The organism is Streptomyces daghestanicus (assembly GCF_020521275.1).
GTDB classification, from domain to species: Bacteria; Actinomycetota; Actinomycetes; order Streptomycetales; family Streptomycetaceae; genus Streptomyces; species Streptomyces griseoviridis.
On the sequence record NZ_BNDX01000016.1, the window covers coordinates 239,303 to 256,648 of the forward strand.

Here is a 17,346-nt window from a genome sequence, read left to right on the forward strand (position 1 = left end):
CACGGCCCCGAACGCCGCCACCTTGACGATTCAGCTACTGGGGGTAGCAAACATATGACCAAGAAGACACGGGTTCGTGTCGCGCGCATCGCAGCCGGCGCAGTGATCGCCGCGGGTGCTTCTCTGATGGTGGCGGGTGTCGCTTCGGCTGGCACCGAGCCTAACCCCGGCTGCACGGTCGGCGTCGACCCGCTCTGCCCCGATCCAGGTGACGGTGGCGGCACGGGTGGTGACACCGGTGGCGGCACGGGTGGTGACACGGGCGGCGGCACGGGTGGTGACACGGGCGGCGGCACGGGTGGTGACACCGGTGGCGGCACGGGTGGTGACACCGGTGGCGGCACGGGTGGTGACACGGGCGGCGGCACGGGTGGTGACACGGGCGGCGGCACGGGTGGTGACACCGGTGGCGGCACGGGTGGTGACACGGGCGGCGGCACGGGTGGTGACACGGGCGGCGGCACGGGTGGTGACACCGGTGGCGGCACGGGTGGTGACACCGGTGGGGGCACGGGCGGCGGCACGGGTGGTGACACCGGGCAGCCGGGTGGCGGCAACACCACTAACCCGGTTGAGCCCAGCGAGAACCCGACCGGCGGCACCGGCGACAGCGGCCACACCGGTGGCGGCAACAACGCCAACCCCGACGGCGGCAGCAACAACAACGCCCCGCAGAACCAGGGCACCTCCGCGCTGACCGACACCGGCACGGACACCGCCGCCCGGACCTCGGCGCAGGGCAACGGCGACGAGCTCGCCGAGACCGGTGCCGCCGAGACCACCTTCCTGGTCATCGGCGCCGCCACCATGATCGCCGGTGGCGTCGGCTTCCGCGTGCTGCCGCGCCTGATGGCCGGCCGGGGCGCCGCTGCCTGAGTGTGACCGTTCGCGTACGGGACGCCGTACGCGCACCGCATGACGGCCGAGGGGCCCGGAGCGTACGTACGGCGCTCCGGGCCCCTCGGCCGTCTGTCGTCTCTAGGCGGTCTGGTGGGCCAGCAGGGCCACCGCCGCGATCAGCACCGCCAGCAGCGCGACGAGCGCCGCGGGGCTCAGGCCGTTCAGCCCGCCGAAGAAGCTGTCCTGCTGCATCCGCTCGCGGTTCGCCCGGCACACCGGGCACCGGCCCTCGCTCACGGGCGCCGCGCAGTTCGCGCACACCAGCCGGTCGTACGTCATGCGCTCGCCCTCCTCGCACCGGTCTCCATGGGAACAACGCCCGCGCGACCGCGAACGTTCCCCTTCCACTGTGCCAGGTTCCGCGCGTCGCTGCGCGCGCTCCCGGGGAGGCCGGCGCGGGACATACCGCGCAACCCTGACGCAACCCCGACCGGTGCCTGCGGTCCCCTACCCACTTCGCGTATGGTCACGCTCATCTACCCCCGGCGACCCGTGGTGCATCCGTGATCCGACTCGACAACGTCACCAAGACCTACCCCAAGCAGAACCGCCCCGCCCTCAGAGATGTCTCCCTGGAGATCGAGAAGGGCGAGTTCGTGTTCCTCGTGGGGTCCTCAGGCTCCGGAAAGTCCACCTTCCTGCGGCTGGTCCTCCGCGAGGAGCGGGCCAGCCACGGACAGGTGCACGTGCTCGGCAAGGACCTCGCCCGGCTGTCCAACTGGAAGGTGCCGCACATGCGCCGCCAGCTCGGCACGGTCTTCCAGGACTTCCGCCTGCTCCCGAACAAGACGGTCGGCGAGAACGTGGCCTTCGCCCAGGAGGTCATCGGCAAGTCCCGCGGCGAGATCCGCAAGTCCGTGCCCCAGGTACTGGACCTCGTCGGGCTCGGCGGCAAGGAGGACCGCATGCCGGGCGAGCTGTCCGGTGGTGAGCAGCAGCGCGTCGCCATCGCGCGGGCCTTCGTCAACCGGCCCAAGCTGCTCATCGCCGACGAGCCCACGGGCAACCTCGACCCGCAGACCTCCGTCGGCATCATGAAGCTGCTCGACCGGATCAACCGGACGGGCACCACCGTGATCATGGCGACGCACGACCAGAACATCGTGGACCAGATGCGCAAGCGCGTCATCGAGCTGGAGAAGGGCCGCCTCGTCCGCGACCAGGCACGCGGTGTCTACGGCTACCAGCACTGAGACACGCCGCTCGCCCGGTATCCACGGAAAGGCTTAACCAGACGCCATGCGCGCCCAGTTCGTCCTCTCGGAGATCGGTGTCGGTCTCCGCCGCAACCTGACGATGACCTTCGCGGTCATCGTCTCCGTCGCCCTCTCCCTGGCCCTGTTCGGCGGTTCGCTGCTGATGGGCGACCAGGTCAACACCATGAAGGGCTACTGGTACGACAAGGTCAACGTCTCGGTCTTCCTCTGCAACAAGAGCGACGCCGAGTCCGACCCCAACTGCGCCAAGGGCGCGGTCACCGAGGACCAGAAGAAGCAGATCCTCGCCGACCTCGACGAGATGTCGGTCGTCCAGGACGTGACGTACGAGTCGCAGGACGAGGCGTACAAGCACTACAAGGAGCAGTTCGGCGACTCGCCGCTGGCCGCGTCCCTGACGCCGGACCAGATGCAGGAGTCGTACCGCATCAAGCTCAAGGACCCGGAGAAGTACCAGGTCATCGCGACCGCCTTCGACGGGCGGGACGGCGTGCAGTCGGTGCAGGACCAGAAGGGCATCCTGGACAACCTCTTCGAGCTGCTGAACCTGATGAACCGGGCCGCGCTCGGTGTGATGGTGCTGATGCTGGTCGTGGCGCTGCTGCTGATCGTCAACACGGTGCGCGTGTCCGCCTTCAGCCGCCGCCGGGAGACCGGCATCATGCGGCTCGTCGGCGCCTCCGGCTTCTACATCCAGGCGCCGTTCATCATGGAGGCAGCCGTCGCGGGCCTCATCGGCGGTGGCCTCGCGTGCGTCTTCCTCGTCGTCGGCCGGTACTTCACGATCGACCACGGCATGGCCCTGTCCGACAAGCTGACCCTCATCAACTTCGTGGGCTGGGACGCCGTCCTGACCAAGCTGCCGCTGATCCTCGCCGCCAGTGTCCTGATGCCCGCGCTGGCCGCGTTCTTCGCGCTGCGCAAGTACCTGAAGGTGTGACACACGCCAAGAGGGCCGTACGGGCAAGCCGCCCTGCGGCCCTCTCGCCGTGTCCTACACTCACCCGCATGTCAGGTCGTGACCTGTTCTGTCAGCCCCGCCGCTTCCGCCACGGGGCCGCCCTGACGTTGGTGTTCGCCGGTGTCCTGGCGGCCGGCGCGGCCACCGGCACGCTCCCCGAGGCCGACCGGAACACGGCCTCCGACGCCGCCCGCGCCGCCGCGCCCGCCACCGGCCGGGCCGGCCGCGAGGTGGCCCGCGCCGCGGCCGAGGCGATGGCCGACGGAAAGTCCCCCGTGGAGGCCGCCGAACGCGCGGTCAGCCGCAGCGGCGACCGCTGGGCCGCCGTCTACTCCGAGGACGAGTACGCCGACCTGGAGGACGCCCTCGACGGCCGGTACACCGGCATCGGGCTCTCCGCCCGGCGCGAGCGCGGCGGCGCCATCGAGGTGACGAAGGTGCGCTCCGGCTCGCCCGCCGCCGAGGCCGGCATCCGCGCGGGCGACCGGCTGCGCAGCGTCGACGGCGAGCGGGTCGACGGGCGGCCCGTCACCGAGGTCGTCGCCCTGCTGCGCGGCGACGCCACCGACGCGCCCGCCGGCACCACCGTCCGGCTGGGCCTGGAACGCGGCACGCACGCGTGGAGCGAGACGGTGCGCCGGGCCCGGCTGTCCACCCAGCCGGTGACCGTCCGCCGGCTCGCCGACGGCGCCGACGTCGTCAAGGTCACCTCCTTCACCAAGGGCGTCGGCGACCAGGTCCGCGCCGCCGTCCGCGACACGCCGTCCGCCGCCGGTGTCGTCCTCGACCTGCGCGGCAACTCCGGCGGACTGGTCACCGAGGCGGTCATCGCCGCCTCGGCCTTCCTCGACGGCGGCCTGGTCGCCACGTACGACGTCGACGGCGAGCAGCGCGCCCTGCAAGCGGACCGGGGCGGGGACACCACCACGCCCCTGGTCGCGCTCGTCGACGGCGGCACCATGAGCGCGGCCGAACTGCTCACCGGGGCGCTCCAGGACCGCGGCCGGGCGGTCGTCGTCGGCTCCCGCACCTTCGGCAAGGGCTCGGTCCAGATGCCGAGCCGGCTGCCCGGCGGCTCGGTGGCCGAGCTGACCGTCGGCCACTACCGCACGCCCTCGGGCCGGGGCGTCGACGGGACTGGCATCACCCCGGACCTGGAGATCGACCCGGACCGGCCGGCGGCCGTGGAGCGGGCCGCGGCGGTCCTCGACGGCCTGGGACGCTGACCGCCGCCCGCGCGGCCGGCGCGCGCGGTAATCGGCTTCCCCCCGACCCCTGTCGTAGTGCGAAAATGGCGGGACTATGAGCAAGGGAATGTACGTACCGAAGGAGTCCCAGCCCAAGCAGGGCGGCGGGGGCGGCAGGGCCCGGGACGGCGAGAAGGGCGGCAAACGGAAGATCGTCGCCCAGAACAAGAAGGCCCGGCACGACTACGCGATCATCGACACCTACGAGGCCGGCATGGTGCTCACCGGCACCGAGGTCAAGTCGCTGCGCGAGGGGCGGACCTCGCTGACCGACGGGTTCGTCCAGATCGACGGGGGCGAGGCGTGGCTGTACAACGCGCACATCCCCGAGTACCACCAGGGCAGCTGGACCAACCACTCCGCGCGCCGCAAGCGCAAGCTGCTCCTGCACCGGGAGGAGATCGACAAGCTGGCGTCGAAGTCCCAGGAGACCGGGCACACCATCGTGCCGCTCGCCCTGTACTTCAAGGACGGCCGGGCCAAGGCGGAGATCGCCCTCGCCCGCGGCAAGAAGGAGTACGACAAGCGTCAGACCCTGCGCGAGAAGCAGGACCGGCGGGAGGCGGAGCGGACCATCTCGGCGATCAAGCGCCGGGAGCGCGGCTGACCTCGGCGGGGCGCCGGGAATGGGCTGGCACGGTCGTGCGTTGGTCACGTACGATGGCACTCGCACCCCTTGCAGGTGCGACGTGGATTGAAAAATCAACATGGGGATGATCGGTTTCGACAGCGGCTGTCGAAGCAGGGGAAGCGTGTCGAGGAAGCGGCCATGATCTCGTAAACCACAGGCCGAAAAAAATAATCGCCAACACCAAGCGCGATTCCTCCCAGCAGGCCTTCGCCCTCGCTGCCTGATCTCAGGTAGCGAAGCGAGCCTCCTACTAAGGGAGTGTCAGCCCGGGGCTGTTCCCGACCCGGATCCTGGCATCAGCTAGGGGACTAAACCTTGATCCCGGTCACGGGGTGAAAAGGGAAACCACACAGTGACTGGGCCCGTCGGCGACTTGTTCGCGTGATCGCCGGGGCCGAGAAAAGCGAAGCGAACTGCACACGGAGAAGCCCTGGTTCCGCACCGTTGGACGCGGGTTCGATTCCCGCCATCTCCACGAAGACGACAGGCGACGTGGCCCGCGACAGCGCGGGCCACGTCGCCTTCGTCATGTCCGCGCGGCTCGCCGCGCGAGGCGGGGGCTCCGCCATCCGCACCCCCTTGCCCCCTGTGGGCCGAAGCCCCCGTCGCGTGAGCGGCGGGGGCTTCCGTCATGCCCGGGGTGCCGTGGTCGCACGATCGGTCAGGCGGGGCGGCAGCAGGGTCACGCCGGGCGCGGCGGTGCCCGCGAGGGCCCGTACGGCCAGGTCCACGGCCCGGGTGCCCAGCTCCGCGGCGGGGACCGTGACCGAGGTGACCGGGGTGCGGGGCGTCAGCGCCACGTCGTCCGCGCAGATCGCGACGACCGACAGCTCCTGCGGCACCCGGCGGCCGAGGCGGGCGAGGGCGTCGAGCAGGGGGAGCAGCAGCGGCTCGTTGTGGACGACGACCGCGGTCGGCGCGGGGCTCAGCCGCAGCAGCCGCCCGGCCGTCTCCAGGGCGGCGTCCGGGCCGGTCGGATGGCCGCTCGGGTGCACGGACGAGAGCAGCCCCGCGCGGTCGGCGGCGGCCGTGAAGCCACGCAGCACGCGGTGGGCCGCGGCGCCGTGCCGGGCGTACTCCTCCGGCGGGGCGCCGACCAGCGCCACCACCCGGTGCCCCAGCTCCGCCAGCCGGGCGACGCACCGCTCGGCGGCCACCCGGAAGTCGAGGTCCACGCAGGTCAGCCCCGCCGGCTCGGCGGGCACGCCGATCAGCACGGACGGCCGGTCGCGCAGCGACGGCAGCCGGGGGTCGCGCAGCCGCACGTCCATCACGATCAGCGCGTCCGCCACCCGGCGCAGGGCCCGCTCGCCGTCCTCCCCGGTGATCAGGAGGACGTCGCGTTCGTGCGCCCGGGCGGCGGTGACCACCGCCATCGCACAGCACAGCTCCGGCGGCGGACGCAGGCCCGTGCGCAGGGGCAGCAGCAGGCCCAGCACCCCGGTCGGGCCGCCGGTGTGCGGCCGGTATCCCAGTTCGCGGACGGCCGCCTCCACCCGGCGCCGGGTCTCGGCGGAGATCGGCCGCTTGCCGCTCAGGGCGTACGAGACGGTGCTGGGGGAGACCCCGGCCCGCCGGGCCACGTCGGTGATCCTGGCCATCAGGCTGCTGCCGGCATGGTCGGTGCCTCCGGGGCGAGGGGCGGGAAGGCGTACGGAGGGGCGGGACGGTCGAAGCGCTTCGACGGGCTGTGACGGAGGAACGTAGACCCGGCGGGCGGGGCCGTCAATGGGTCGCGCGCGCCGGACGGGACGCGCGGGGCCGGCCCGTCGCCGCCCCGGCCAGCAGCAGCGCCACCGCCGCCGCCGTGACCGGGACCCCGTACCCGGCCGCGGGGGAGAGGTGCTCCGCCACCCAGCCGCCCGTCGCGCTGCCGCAGGCGATGCCGCCGAGCAGGCCGGTCACCGCCAGGGTCATGCCCTCGTTGAGGCGGCCCTCGGGGGTGCGCTCCTGGACCAGCGTCATCGTGGTGACCATCGTCGGGGCGGTCGCCGTCCCGGCCAGCAGCAGCGCCCCCGCGAGCAGCGGCAGCGAACCGGTGCCGGCCGCCGCGAGCAGCGGCAGGGACATCAGGGCGGTCATCGCCGCCACGCACCAGGGCAGCCGGGACCGGGCGGACCCGGACAGCCGCAGCGTCCCGAAGAGCAGGCCGGCCGCGCACGAGCCGCCCGCCTGGAGCGCCAGCACCGCGCCGGCCGCCGGACGGTGCCCCTGCGCGTCCGCGAACGCGATCGTGACCACCTCCATCGAGCCGAACACCGCACCCGTCGCCAGGCACACCGCGAGCAGCGGGGGGATGCCGGGGGCGCGCAGCGGGGCCTTCCCGGCGGACGCGCCGGGCCGGGCGGGCGGCTCGGTGGCGCGCTGGGCGGTGAACAGCAGGATGCCGCCCAGCAGCAGCGCCGCCGCGACGAGCGTGCCCGCCTCCGGGAAGAACGACGTGCACAGGAAGGCCGCCAGCACCGGGCCGAGCATGTAGCACAGCTCGTCGGCGGCTTGCTCGAAGGAGTTGGCGGTGTGCAGGGCGGCGGGGTCGCCGCGCAGCAGGTGGTTCCAGCGGGCACGGGCCATGCCGCCGGTGTTGGGAGTGGTGGCGGTGGCGGCCTGCGCGGCGAACAGCGCCCAGCCGGGGGCGCCCTGGCGGACGCAGAGCACCAGTGCGAGGGAGCCGAGGACGGCGATCACGGTGGCGGGCACGGCCACCCGGGCCTGCCCGTGCCGGTCGACGAGCCGGGCGATCAGCGGGGCGACCACCGTGGACACGGCCAGCCCGGCCGCGACGACCGCGCCGGCCAGGGCGTACGACCCCCGGGTCCCGGCGATCATCACGACCGCGCTCACGCTGAACATGCCCTGCGGCAGGCGCGCGACGAGGTTGCCCGCCGTGAACGCCCGCGCACCGGGCACGGAGAGCAGCCGGCGGTACGGCCCCCGCGGGCGCTCCCGGGCGCGGGGGCGGAAGTCGGCGGCGACGAGGCTGTCGGCGGTGACGGTCATGGTGACGGGCGGGCGGGTCGGAGTGCGAGGCGGCATGGCGGCACCGTCCCCCGGAGCGGGCGGCGGGGTCCAACACCTGCCGGGCCCCGATTCACGCACCCCCGTTGTAAATTGCCCGGATGCCCGTGCCGAGCCACCTCGACCCCCGTCTCCTGCGCGCCTTCGTCACCGTCGCCGAGGAACTCCACTTCACCCGCGCCGCGGCCCGGCTCTACGTCGCCCAGCAGGCGCTCAGCCGGGACGTGCGCCGCCTCGAACGGGAGCTGGGCGCCGAGCTGTTCGTCCGCTCCACCCGGCAGGTGACGCTGACCGCCGACGGCGAGCGGCTGCTGCCGTACGCGCGGCGCGTCCTCCAGGCGCAGGACGAGCTGCTCGCCGCCTTCGGGCAGGCCCGCCCCCTGCTGGTCGACCTCAACTCCCCGGGCCTCGGCACCGGACGGCGGGTGCTGCACCGGGCCCGTGGCCTCGCCCCCGAGCTGGAGCTGATGGCCCGTTACGAGAGCGGGCTGACCTGGGCGGCGGCGGAGATCCTCGCCGGGCGGCTGGACGTCTCCTTCGGCCGGTACGCCGGGCTGGCGCCGGCGCTGCGCGCGGGGCTGGAGCAGCAGCCCGTCCGCTACGAGCCCATGGCGCTGGTGCTGCCCGAGGACCACCCGCTGGCGCCGCTGCCCGAGGTGCCGTTGGACGCGCTCGCGGGCGAGACCGTGTACGCCGGTGCGGGCAACCCCCGGACGCCGGAGTGGACCGACCTCGCCCGCCGGCTGTTCGCGGGGCGCGGCATCGAGGTGGCGCCGCCCGCGCCGCTGGCGGTGGGCGAGGAGGAATTCGAACGTCTGATGGCCAAGACCCGGAACCCGGTCCTCGTCGTGGTGGGGTTTCCGGCCATGCCCGCGACGGTGGTGCGTCCCCTGGTCGATCCGGTGCCCCTGTCGCCGGTCTCCCTGGTGTGGCGGAAAGGGCTGGTGCACCCGGGACTGCGGGCGCTGCGCCGGGCCGCGGGCCTCGTCGCGGCGGAGGAAGGGTGGCTGCGTCGGCCGGTGAGGGGATGGATTCCGGACAGTGACGCGGAGGTGATGGCGTCCTAACAAATGGGCACCAGGCCGACACGCCGTCTCCCTGTGCGCTACATTCGTCGCCTGAGCACTGTGTGGTAACGGGGGCGCTCGAACCTGGTGAGGGCCATGTTCGCCCGACAGGTGCTCGGAGTCGAAGCGCACCCGTACCTGCTCGTTGGGGGGAAGTGCACGCGCGTGGAGAACTGGCAGAAAGACGCCCAACCGAAGTGGCCCGAGGCCGCGTCGGGGACGGGGGCGTCCGGGGAAGGCCGGGATGCCGGGAGCCCGGGAAGCGCGAGCTCCTGGTTCGTGAGAGGCCCGGCCGGCGCCGGTGACGGCCGCACGGGTTCCGGTTCCGGAGCCGGTGGTGCGGGCGCGACGGAGGTCCTGCCGTCGGTGTCCGGTGCCGATGTGACCGAGGTGCTGTCGTCCCTGCCCGACACGGACGCGGGCGCCACCGCCGTCATACCTCCGGCGCCGGACGCGGGCGCCACGGCTGTGCTGCCTCCGGTCTCCGACGCCGGGGCCACGGCCGTCATGTCCCCGGTACCCGGCGTGGATGCCACGGCTGTCATATCTCCGGTGTCCGGCGTGGACGCCACGGGTGTCATATCTCCGGTGTCCGATGCGGATGCCACGGGTGTCATATCTCCGGGGCGCGGTGCCGGCGTCACGGGCGTACTGCCCGGCGCACCCGCATCCGCCCCCATATCCGCACCCGCACCCGCATCCGCCCCCATATCCGCACCCGCATCCGCATCCGCCCCCATATCCGCACCCGCACCGGCATCCGCCCCCGCACGCGGCCCCGTTCCCGCCCCCGCGACCGGCGGATGGCCCAAGATGCCGCGTCCGACCGCCACCAGCGGCGCCATCGCCGGCACCGCCGCCACCGACCGTTTCACCAAGGTCCCCGGCCGCCCGGCCGCCACCCCGGCCACCGCCACCCCGGCCACCGCCGCCACGGACGTCCGGCCGGCCACCCCCGCGGCCTCCGTCCGCGACCCCTGGCGGGAACCCGGCGGCGCGGACGGCCAGGAGCACGACCCGCACGAGGTGACCGTCCAGCTCGACGCCGTACAACTCGGTGACGGGGCGCTGCTGCGGAAGGCGGCGGGCGGGACCTTGTCCGCCGACCCCGCCGACCGGCCGGTCTTCGTCGACGAGTCGGGCCGGCGCATCCGCCTGTACCGCCGGATAGGCATAGCCGTCGGCCTCGCTTGCGCCGTCTACGCCGTCGTCATGGTCGTGACCCTCCTGTCGGGCAACTCCGACGCCCCCTGGCTGCCCGTACCGGGCGAGAAGGCGGGCAAGCCCGCCGGCCAGGTCGACACCACCCCGCTGCCCACCGGAGCGGCGAGCCCGTCCGCCACCGGCGGCACCGCACCACGGCCCACGCCCCCCGCCACCGGTGTGGCGGAGCAGCTCCCGGACACCGGCGCCGGCACGACCGGCACCGCCCCCGCGACCGAGGGGCCGGCGACCCCGGCCGACCCGGCGCCCACCGTCACCGAGTCCGCGCCCGCCCAGAGCGGCGGCGCGAGCGCGCCCGGCCCGGCCGAGACCACCGGGGACGAGGTCACCGCCTCCCCGGACCCGACCGCGACCGACGGCGGTACGGCCGACCCGACCGAGTCCGCGCCCGGCGGCGGCGACAGCGCCGGCACCGGCGTCGACCCCGGCAACCTGGCCCAGGCCCCGGGCACCCCCACCCCCCTCGCGGCGGGCGCGCCCGCCGGCCCCGCCTCCGACTCACCGCTCGTGGAGTACACCCTCTGATGGCCCCCCGCACCCGTCGTCACGGAGCCGCACCCGGAGCCCGTGGCGGCTCCCGGCGGCGCCGTCTGCCGCTGCGCCTGCTCCTGCCGGTGCTCGTCCTCGTCGCCCTGATGGCGATGCTCATGCTCCGCGGCTACGTGCACAGCGAGATCCTCGCCGACCACCGCGTCCAGCCGCCCGCCGCCACCGACCAGGTGCCGCAGAAGATCCTGGAGGGCGGCCCGGTCATCGACACCCGGGCCGGCCGGACCGAGTCGATGAGCGTGCCCGACCACAAGCTGGTCCTCACCTTCGACGACGGCCCCGACCCGGTCTGGACCCCGAAAGTCCTGGACGTGCTCAAGGAGCACCACGCGCACGCCGTCTTCTTCGTCACCGGCACCATGGCGTCCCGCTACCCGGACCTGGTCCAGCGGATGGTCGACGAGGGCCACGAGGTGGGCCTGCACACCTTCAACCACCCCGACCTCTCCTACCAGTCGACGTCCCGCATCGACTGGGAGCTGTCGCAGAACCAGCTCGCCCTGACCGGCGCGGCCGGCATCCGCACCTCGCTCTTCCGGCCGCCGTACTCCTCCTTCGCCGACGCCATGGACAACAAGTCCTGGCCGGTCACCGAGTACATCGGCTCCCGCGGCTACCTCACCGTCGTCAACAACACCGACAGCGAGGACTGGAAGAGGCCCGGCGCCGACGAGATCATCCGCCGGGCCACCCCGCACGGCGGCAAGGGCGCGATCGTGCTGATGCACGACTCCGGCGGCGACCGCCACCAGACGGTCCAGGCGCTGGACCGGTTCCTGCCCGGACTCCAGGAGCAGGGCTACGAGTTCGACAACCTCTCCGAGGCGCTCGACCTGCCGAGCGCGCACTCCGAGGTCACCGGGGCCGGCCTGTGGAAGGCCAAGGCGTGGGTCTTCCTCGTCCAGGCGTCGGAGAAGGTCACGGACGCCCTCGTCGTCGGCCTCGCGGTCATCGGCACGCTGGTCATCGGCCGGTTCGCCCTGATGCTCCTGCTGTCGTTCGCGCACGCCCGCAAGGTGCGCCGCCGTAACTTCGCCTGGGGACCGCCGGTCACCCGGCCGGTGTCGGTGCTGGTGCCGGCGTACAACGAGGCCAAGTGCATCGAGAACACCGTCCGTTCGCTGATGGCGAGCGACCACCCGGTCGAGATCATCGTCGTCGACGACGGTTCCACCGACGGCACCGCGCGCATCGTCGAGGCGATGGGCCTGCCAGGCGTCCGCGTCATCCGCCAGCTCAACGCGGGCAAGCCCGCCGCCCTCAACCGGGGCCTGGCCAACGCGAGCCACGACATCGTCGTGATGATGGACGGCGACACGGTCTTCGAACCGTCCACCGTCCGCGAACTCGTCCAGCCCTTCGGCGACCCGAAGGTCGGCGCGGTGGCCGGCAACGCCAAGGTCGGCAACAAGGACAGCCTCATCGGCGCCTGGCAGCACATCGAGTACGTGATGGGCTTCAACCTCGACCGGCGCATGTACGACGTGCTGGGCTGCATGCCGACCATCCCGGGCGCGGTCGGCGCGTTCCGCCGCTCCGCGCTGGCCCGGATCGGCGGCATGAGCGACGACACCCTCGCCGAGGACACCGACGTCACGATGGCGCTGCACCGCGACGGCTGGAAGGTCGTCTACGCGGAGGACGCCCGCGCCTGGACCGAGGCGCCCGAGACCGTCCAGCAGCTCTGGTCCCAGCGCTACCGCTGGTCCTACGGCACGATGCAGGCCATCTGGAAGCACCGCCGCGCGGTCGTCGACCGGGGCCCCTCGGGCCGCTTCGGCCGCGTCGGCCTGCCCTTCGTCTCCCTGTTCATGGTCGTGGCCCCGCTGCTCGCCCCGCTGATCGACATCTTCCTGCTCTACGGCATCGTCTTCGGCCCGACCGAGAAGACGATCGGCGCGTGGCTGGGCGTGCTGGTGCTGCAGGCGGTCTGCGCGGCGTACGCCTTCCGCCTGGACCGCGAACGCATGACCCACCTGATCTCGCTGCCCCTCCAGCAGATCCTCTACCGCCAGCTCATGTACGTCGTGCTCCTCCAGTCCTGGATCACCGCCCTCACCGGCGGGCGTCTGCGCTGGCAGAAACTGCGGCGGACGGGGGCCGTGGAGGCGCCCGGTGGGATACCGACGCAGCGGCAGCGCGTCATGAACGAGCAGCAGGAGCCCGTCCGATGAGCACCGTCCCGCCGCCGTCGGACGCGCTGTCCTCCCCGCCTCCCGGCACCGACGACACGACCCCGCCCGCGCCCCCGGTGACGGCCGAGCCGCGCAAGCCGGTCCGCGACCGCTACTTCGACCTGCTGCGCGCGATCGCCCTCTTCCGGGTCGTCCTCTACCACCTGATGGGCTGGGCCTGGCTCCCGGTGGTGTTCCCCTCCATGGGCGTGATGTTCGCGCTCGCGGGCAACCTGATGGCCCGCTCGCTCAAGCGCCCGGCGGTCCAGGTCGTCCGCAGCCGCACGCGCCGCCTGCTGCCCCCGCTGTGGCTGCTCGGCGCCGTCGGGGTCACGGGCATGGTGGCCCAGGGCTGGGGGCCGGACTCGGAGGGGCACCCGGGCTGGTGGTGGTTCCACCTCCTGTACTGGATCGTGCCGCTCAGCGACCCGCCGTTCGCCGAGGGCCTGCCCGGCGTGCACCACATCCTCGGCGAGGACTGGGCCGCCGAACTCGGCGGTCCCCTCTGGTACATCCGCGCCTACCTCTGGTACGTCCTCCTCTCCCCGTTCCTCCTCAAGGCCCTCAAGGCGCTCCCCTGGCCGACGATCCTGTCGCCCGTCGCCCTGGCCGCCGCTTTGGAGTTCGGCTGGCTGCACATCCCCGTCGCGCGGATCGACTCGGCCGTCACCGACTTCAGCACCTTCGGGGCCTGCTGGATCCTCGGCATGGCCCACCAGCAGGGCGTCCTCAGGCGACTCCCGCGCTATGCCGTGCCGTCGCTGGCCCCGTTCGTCGCCGCGTTCGGCCTGTGGTACGCCCTCACGCACGGCTTCGAGGAGGGCCACGACCTCGACGACATCCCGTTCGCGCAGTCCCTGTGGTCCCTGGCCACGGTCGCGCTGCTGCTGCACATCAGCCCCTCGTGGACCGAGTGGCCGCGCCGGCTGCGGCGCTGGGACCGGCTCGTCACCCTGCTCAACTCCCGGGCCGTGACGATCTACCTGTGGCACAACCTCTGCATCCTCGTCGCCGCCACCGTGTGGGACGACCTGTGGAGCATCGACACCCTCGCCGATCACGAGGCATGGCTCCTGGAGAGTCCCTGGCCCGTCCTCGCCCTCGCCTGGGCCCTCATCGCGGTCTGCATCGTGGCGTTCGGGTGGGCGGAGGACCTGGCCGCGAAGCGGAAGCCGCGGCTGTGGCCGGACGGGTCGGTCGCGGCGCGGGGCGGAACCGGGGGCCGGCGGCGCCAGGGCTGACGGGTGCGGGGCCGGCCCCCGGGCGGGGCGGGCCCCGGTGCGCCTGCCGGTGGCGGCACGGGTCTTCCAGCGGCTGCTGGGACGGATCACTTCCGTGCCGGAGCCGGACAGAGCGGTCCGGGTGCGCGGGGAAGCCGCCGTGGTCCGAGGTGGGGGGAGCGGGAGACGCGGCGACCTCTCACCCCGCCCGCCCCCGGGGTGAGAGCAACGTTCCTTACCGGTCACCCACAGCCACAACCCCGAAACGCGGCCTCCCTACCTTCGGACATCCGAAGCCCGGAGGAGCGTGGAGGCGTCATGGCAGCAGGAGGTCGCTGGATCGAGCACTGGGATCCCGAGGACGAGACGTTCTGGAAGGAGGGCGGGGAGCGGACGGCCAACCGGAACCTGTTCTTCTCCGTGCTCTCCGAGCACATCGGCTTCTCGGTGTGGACCCTGTGGTCCGTGCTCGTGCTCTTCATGGGCCCCGAGTACGGGCTCACCCCCGCCGACAAGTTCCTGCTGACGTCGGTGGTGACCCTGGTCGGGGCCGTCGTGCGGGTGCCGTACACCTTCGCCGTCGCCCTCTTCGGCGGGCGGAACTGGACGATCATCTCCGCCAGCCTGCTGCTCGTGCCGACCACCGCCGCGTTCGTGGTGATGGAACCGGGGACGTCGTTCTCCACGTTCCTGCTGGTCGGGCTGCTGGCCGGCATCGGCGGCGGCAACTTCGCCTCCTCCATGACCAACATCAACGCCTTCTTCCCGCTGCGGAAGAAGGGCTGGGCGCTCGGCATGAACGCCGGCGGCGGCAACATCGGCGTACCGGTCATCCAGCTCGTCGCGCTCGCCATCATCGGGGCGAGCGGCGGGCCGCGGGTGCTGCTCGGCATCTACATCCCGCTCATCGTCGTCGCCGCCGTCCTCTCCGCGCTGTTCATGGACAACATCGCCTCCGTGAAGAACGACACCGGCGCCGCCAAGGACGCCGCCCGCGACGGACACACCTGGATCATGGCCTTCCTGTACGTGGGGACCTTCGGATCGTTCATCGGGTACTCGTTCGCCTTCGGGCAGGTGCTGCAGAACGGGTTCGGGCGGACACCGCTGGAGGCCGCGTACGTCACCTTCATCGGACCGCTGCTCGGCTCCCTCATCCGGCCCGTGGGCGGGAAGCTCGCCGACCGGTACGGCGGCGCGCGGATCACGCTCTGGAACTACGTCGCGATGGGCGCCGCCACCGCCGTGCTGATCGCCGCGAGCATGCGGGAGTCGCTGGGGCTGTTCGTCACCGCGTTCGTCGTGCTGTTCGTGCTCAGCGGGCTCGGCAACGGGTCGACGTTCAAGATGATCCCCGGCATCTTCCAGGCCAAGGCCGAGGCCAAGGGGCTGACGGGCGAGGCCGCGGCCTCCTACGGGCGGCGGCTGTCCGGTGCCTCGATGGGGCTGATCGGCGCGGTCGGCGCCCTCGGCGGCGTCGGGATCAACCTCGCCTTCCGGCAGTCCTTCCTCTCCTACGGCTCCGGCACCGGCGCCTTCGTCGCCTTCCTCGTCTTCTACGCCGCCTGCTTCCTGCTGACCTGGGCGGTATACCTTCGGCGTACGGCCGCGCCGGCCGCCGGACCGGCGGCCCCCACCGAGGAGAAGGCGCAGCTCAGCTACGCCAAGGTGTGACGTAACACCGGCGACATACAGCCGAACCGAGCCTGTCACGCGCCGTTGACAGGCTCGGTCGCCACGATGGGCGCAAGTGATCCGAGCGGGACGAGGCCATGGACGACGTACAGCAGCGAACCGACGACCACGGACCCCTGGCAGGCTTCACCGTCGGCGTGACCGCCGCCCGCCGGGCCGACGAACTGGGGGCCCTGCTCACCCGGCGCGGAGCTGCGGTGCTGCACGCCCCGGCGCTCAGGATCGTGCCGCTCGCCGACGACAGCGAACTGCTGGCGGCGACGGAACAGCTGATCGACCAGGCGCCGGACGTCGTGGTGGCCACGACCGCCATCGGGTTCCGGGGCTGGATCGAGGCCGCCGAGGGATGGGGGCTCGGCGAGGCCCTGCTGAAGCGGCTGCGCACGGTGGAACTGCTGGCCCGCGGCCCCAAGGTCAAGGGCTCGGTGCGGGCCGCCGGGCTGACGGAGGAGTGGTCGCCGTCGTCGGAGTCCATGGCGGAGGTGCTCGACCGGCTCCTGGAGGAGGGCGTCGACGGGCGCCGGATCGCCGTCCAGTTGCACGGGGAGCCGCTGCCGGGGTTCGTGGAGTCGCTGCGGGCCGGGGGCGCCGAGGTGGTCGGGGTGCCGGTGTACCGGTGGATGCCGCCGGAGGACATCGGGCCCGTGGACCGGCTCCTGGACGCCGCCGTCTCCCGCGGCCTGGACGCCGTCACCTTCACCAGCGCGCCCGCCGCCGCGTCCCTGCTCTCCCGCGCCGACGAGCGCGGGCTGCTGCCCGAACTGCTCACCGCCTTCGGCCACGACGTGGTCCCGGCCTGCGTCGGCCCGGTCACCGCCCTGCCGTTGCAGGCCCGCGGCGTCGACACCGTGCAGCCGGAGCGGTTCCGGCTCGGCCCCCTCGTCCAGCTGCTCTGCCGGGAACTTCCCGCGCGCGCCCGGTCGTTGCCGGTCGCCGGGCACCTGGTGGAGATCCGCGGGCACGCCGTGCTGGTGGACGGCGAGCTGAAACCCGTACCGCCCGCCGGGATGTCCCTGCTGCGGACGCTCGCGCGCCGTCCCGGCTGGGTGGTGCCCCGCGCCGAACTGCTGCGCGCGCTGCCCGGCACCGGCCGCGACGAGCACGCCGTGGAGACCGCCATGGCCCGGCTGCGCACCGCCCTGGGCACGCCGAAGCTGATCCAGACCGTCGTCAAGCGGGGCTACCGGCTCGCCCTGGAACCGGCTGCCGGGACCAAGTACGACGCCTGAGGGCAGGGGCCTGCCACACGCGTCCCCCCGGCGGCTTGAGGCTGCCTTGACCCCGCCTTGAAGGCGATTTTCCGCCGTCGATATCAAGCCGTTGCGGGGGCCGCAATCTGAGAGGTGCGTCACGGCTCAGGGGGGTATGACCGAGGTGAAGCTCGGTTAAGTTAGGGCAGCCTCACCAAGCCGGACGCCGCGCGTCGTGGGGCGATCCCCGTGTGCC

Annotated in this window: 14 protein-coding genes and 1 other RNA gene; 12 read left to right on the top strand and 3 right to left on the bottom strand. The window is 73.0% G+C overall.

Going from position 1 to position 17,346, the window contains the following annotated elements; genetic code table 11:
- Nucleotides 1–126 precede the first annotated feature (126 nt).
- Nucleotides 127–876: a hypothetical protein gene (locus Sdagh_RS27840; RefSeq protein ID WP_308288769.1), complete on the top strand. Its 750-nt coding sequence runs from the start codon at nt 127–129 to the stop codon at nt 874–876.
- Between the two features lie 102 nt (nt 877–978).
- Here Sdagh_RS27840 and Sdagh_RS27845 read toward each other — a convergent pair whose 3' ends face one another.
- Nucleotides 979–1,179 (bottom strand): hypothetical protein, encoded by a 201-nt coding sequence (locus Sdagh_RS27845; protein ID WP_189423317.1) that lies wholly within the window; start codon nt 1,177–1,179, stop codon nt 979–981.
- 224 nt (nt 1,180–1,403) lie between these two features.
- On the opposite strand from Sdagh_RS27845, the gene ftsE reads away from it, so the two are divergent.
- The 5 genes from ftsE (at nt 1,404) to ssrA (ending at nt 5,434) form a co-directional block, all read left to right on the top strand.
- The gene (ftsE, locus tag Sdagh_RS27850; protein ID WP_189423319.1) at nt 1,404–2,093 is read left to right on the top strand and encodes a cell division ATP-binding protein FtsE; all 690 of its coding nucleotides are present in this window, start codon (nt 1,404–1,406) and stop codon (nt 2,091–2,093) included.
- 46 nt (nt 2,094–2,139) lie between these two features.
- Nucleotides 2,140–3,057 (top strand): permease-like cell division protein FtsX, encoded by a 918-nt coding sequence (ftsX, locus tag Sdagh_RS27855; protein ID WP_190078631.1) that lies wholly within the window; start codon nt 2,140–2,142, stop codon nt 3,055–3,057.
- A 68-nt stretch (nt 3,058–3,125) separates the two neighbouring features.
- Nucleotides 3,126–4,304, top strand: coding sequence for a S41 family peptidase (locus Sdagh_RS27860; RefSeq protein ID WP_189423323.1), 1,179 nt, complete (start codon nt 3,126–3,128; stop codon nt 4,302–4,304).
- 88 nt (nt 4,305–4,392) lie between these two features.
- A complete protein-coding gene (gene smpB / locus Sdagh_RS27865) occupies nt 4,393–4,932 on the top strand; it encodes an SsrA-binding protein SmpB (protein ID WP_226536017.1) in 540 nt (179 codons plus the stop codon).
- 102 nt (nt 4,933–5,034) lie between these two features.
- Nucleotides 5,035–5,434, top strand: a transfer-messenger RNA (tmRNA) gene (gene ssrA, locus Sdagh_RS27870).
- A 151-nt stretch (nt 5,435–5,585) separates the two neighbouring features.
- Here ssrA and Sdagh_RS27875 read toward each other — a convergent pair.
- Together Sdagh_RS27875 and Sdagh_RS27880 are read right to left on the bottom strand one after the other, a co-directional pair.
- A complete protein-coding gene (locus Sdagh_RS27875; RefSeq protein ID WP_190078630.1) occupies nt 5,586–6,557 on the bottom strand; it encodes a LacI family DNA-binding transcriptional regulator in 972 nt (323 codons plus the stop codon).
- A 124-nt stretch (nt 6,558–6,681) separates the two neighbouring features.
- A complete protein-coding gene (locus Sdagh_RS27880; protein ID WP_190078629.1) occupies nt 6,682–7,989 on the bottom strand; it encodes an MFS transporter in 1,308 nt (435 codons plus the stop codon).
- 83 nt (nt 7,990–8,072) lie between these two features.
- On the opposite strand from Sdagh_RS27880, the gene Sdagh_RS27885 reads away from it, so the two are divergent.
- From Sdagh_RS27885 to Sdagh_RS27910, 6 genes are all read left to right on the top strand, one after another.
- A complete protein-coding gene (locus Sdagh_RS27885; RefSeq protein ID WP_189423328.1) occupies nt 8,073–9,038 on the top strand; it encodes a LysR family transcriptional regulator in 966 nt (321 codons plus the stop codon).
- Nucleotides 9,039–9,851: 813 nt separating this feature from the next.
- Nucleotides 9,852–10,787: a hypothetical protein gene (locus Sdagh_RS27890; RefSeq protein WP_190078628.1), complete on the top strand. Its 936-nt coding sequence runs from the start codon at nt 9,852–9,854 to the stop codon at nt 10,785–10,787.
- A complete protein-coding gene (locus Sdagh_RS27895) occupies nt 10,787–12,985 on the top strand; it encodes a bifunctional polysaccharide deacetylase/glycosyltransferase family 2 protein (RefSeq protein ID WP_190012026.1) in 2,199 nt (732 codons plus the stop codon). The genes Sdagh_RS27890 and Sdagh_RS27895 overlap by 1 nt, the downstream gene beginning before the upstream one ends.
- A complete protein-coding gene (locus Sdagh_RS27900) occupies nt 12,982–14,226 on the top strand; it encodes an acyltransferase family protein (RefSeq protein ID WP_190078627.1) in 1,245 nt (414 codons plus the stop codon). The genes Sdagh_RS27895 and Sdagh_RS27900 overlap by 4 nt, the downstream gene beginning before the upstream one ends.
- A 297-nt stretch (nt 14,227–14,523) precedes the next feature.
- Nucleotides 14,524–15,879 (top strand): nitrate/nitrite transporter, encoded by a 1,356-nt coding sequence (locus tag Sdagh_RS27905; RefSeq protein ID WP_190012028.1) that lies wholly within the window; start codon nt 14,524–14,526, stop codon nt 15,877–15,879.
- A 98-nt stretch (nt 15,880–15,977) separates the two neighbouring features.
- Nucleotides 15,978–17,129, top strand: coding sequence for a uroporphyrinogen-III synthase (locus Sdagh_RS27910; protein ID WP_190078626.1), 1,152 nt, complete (start codon nt 15,978–15,980; stop codon nt 17,127–17,129).
- Nucleotides 17,130–17,346 lie beyond the last annotated feature (217 nt).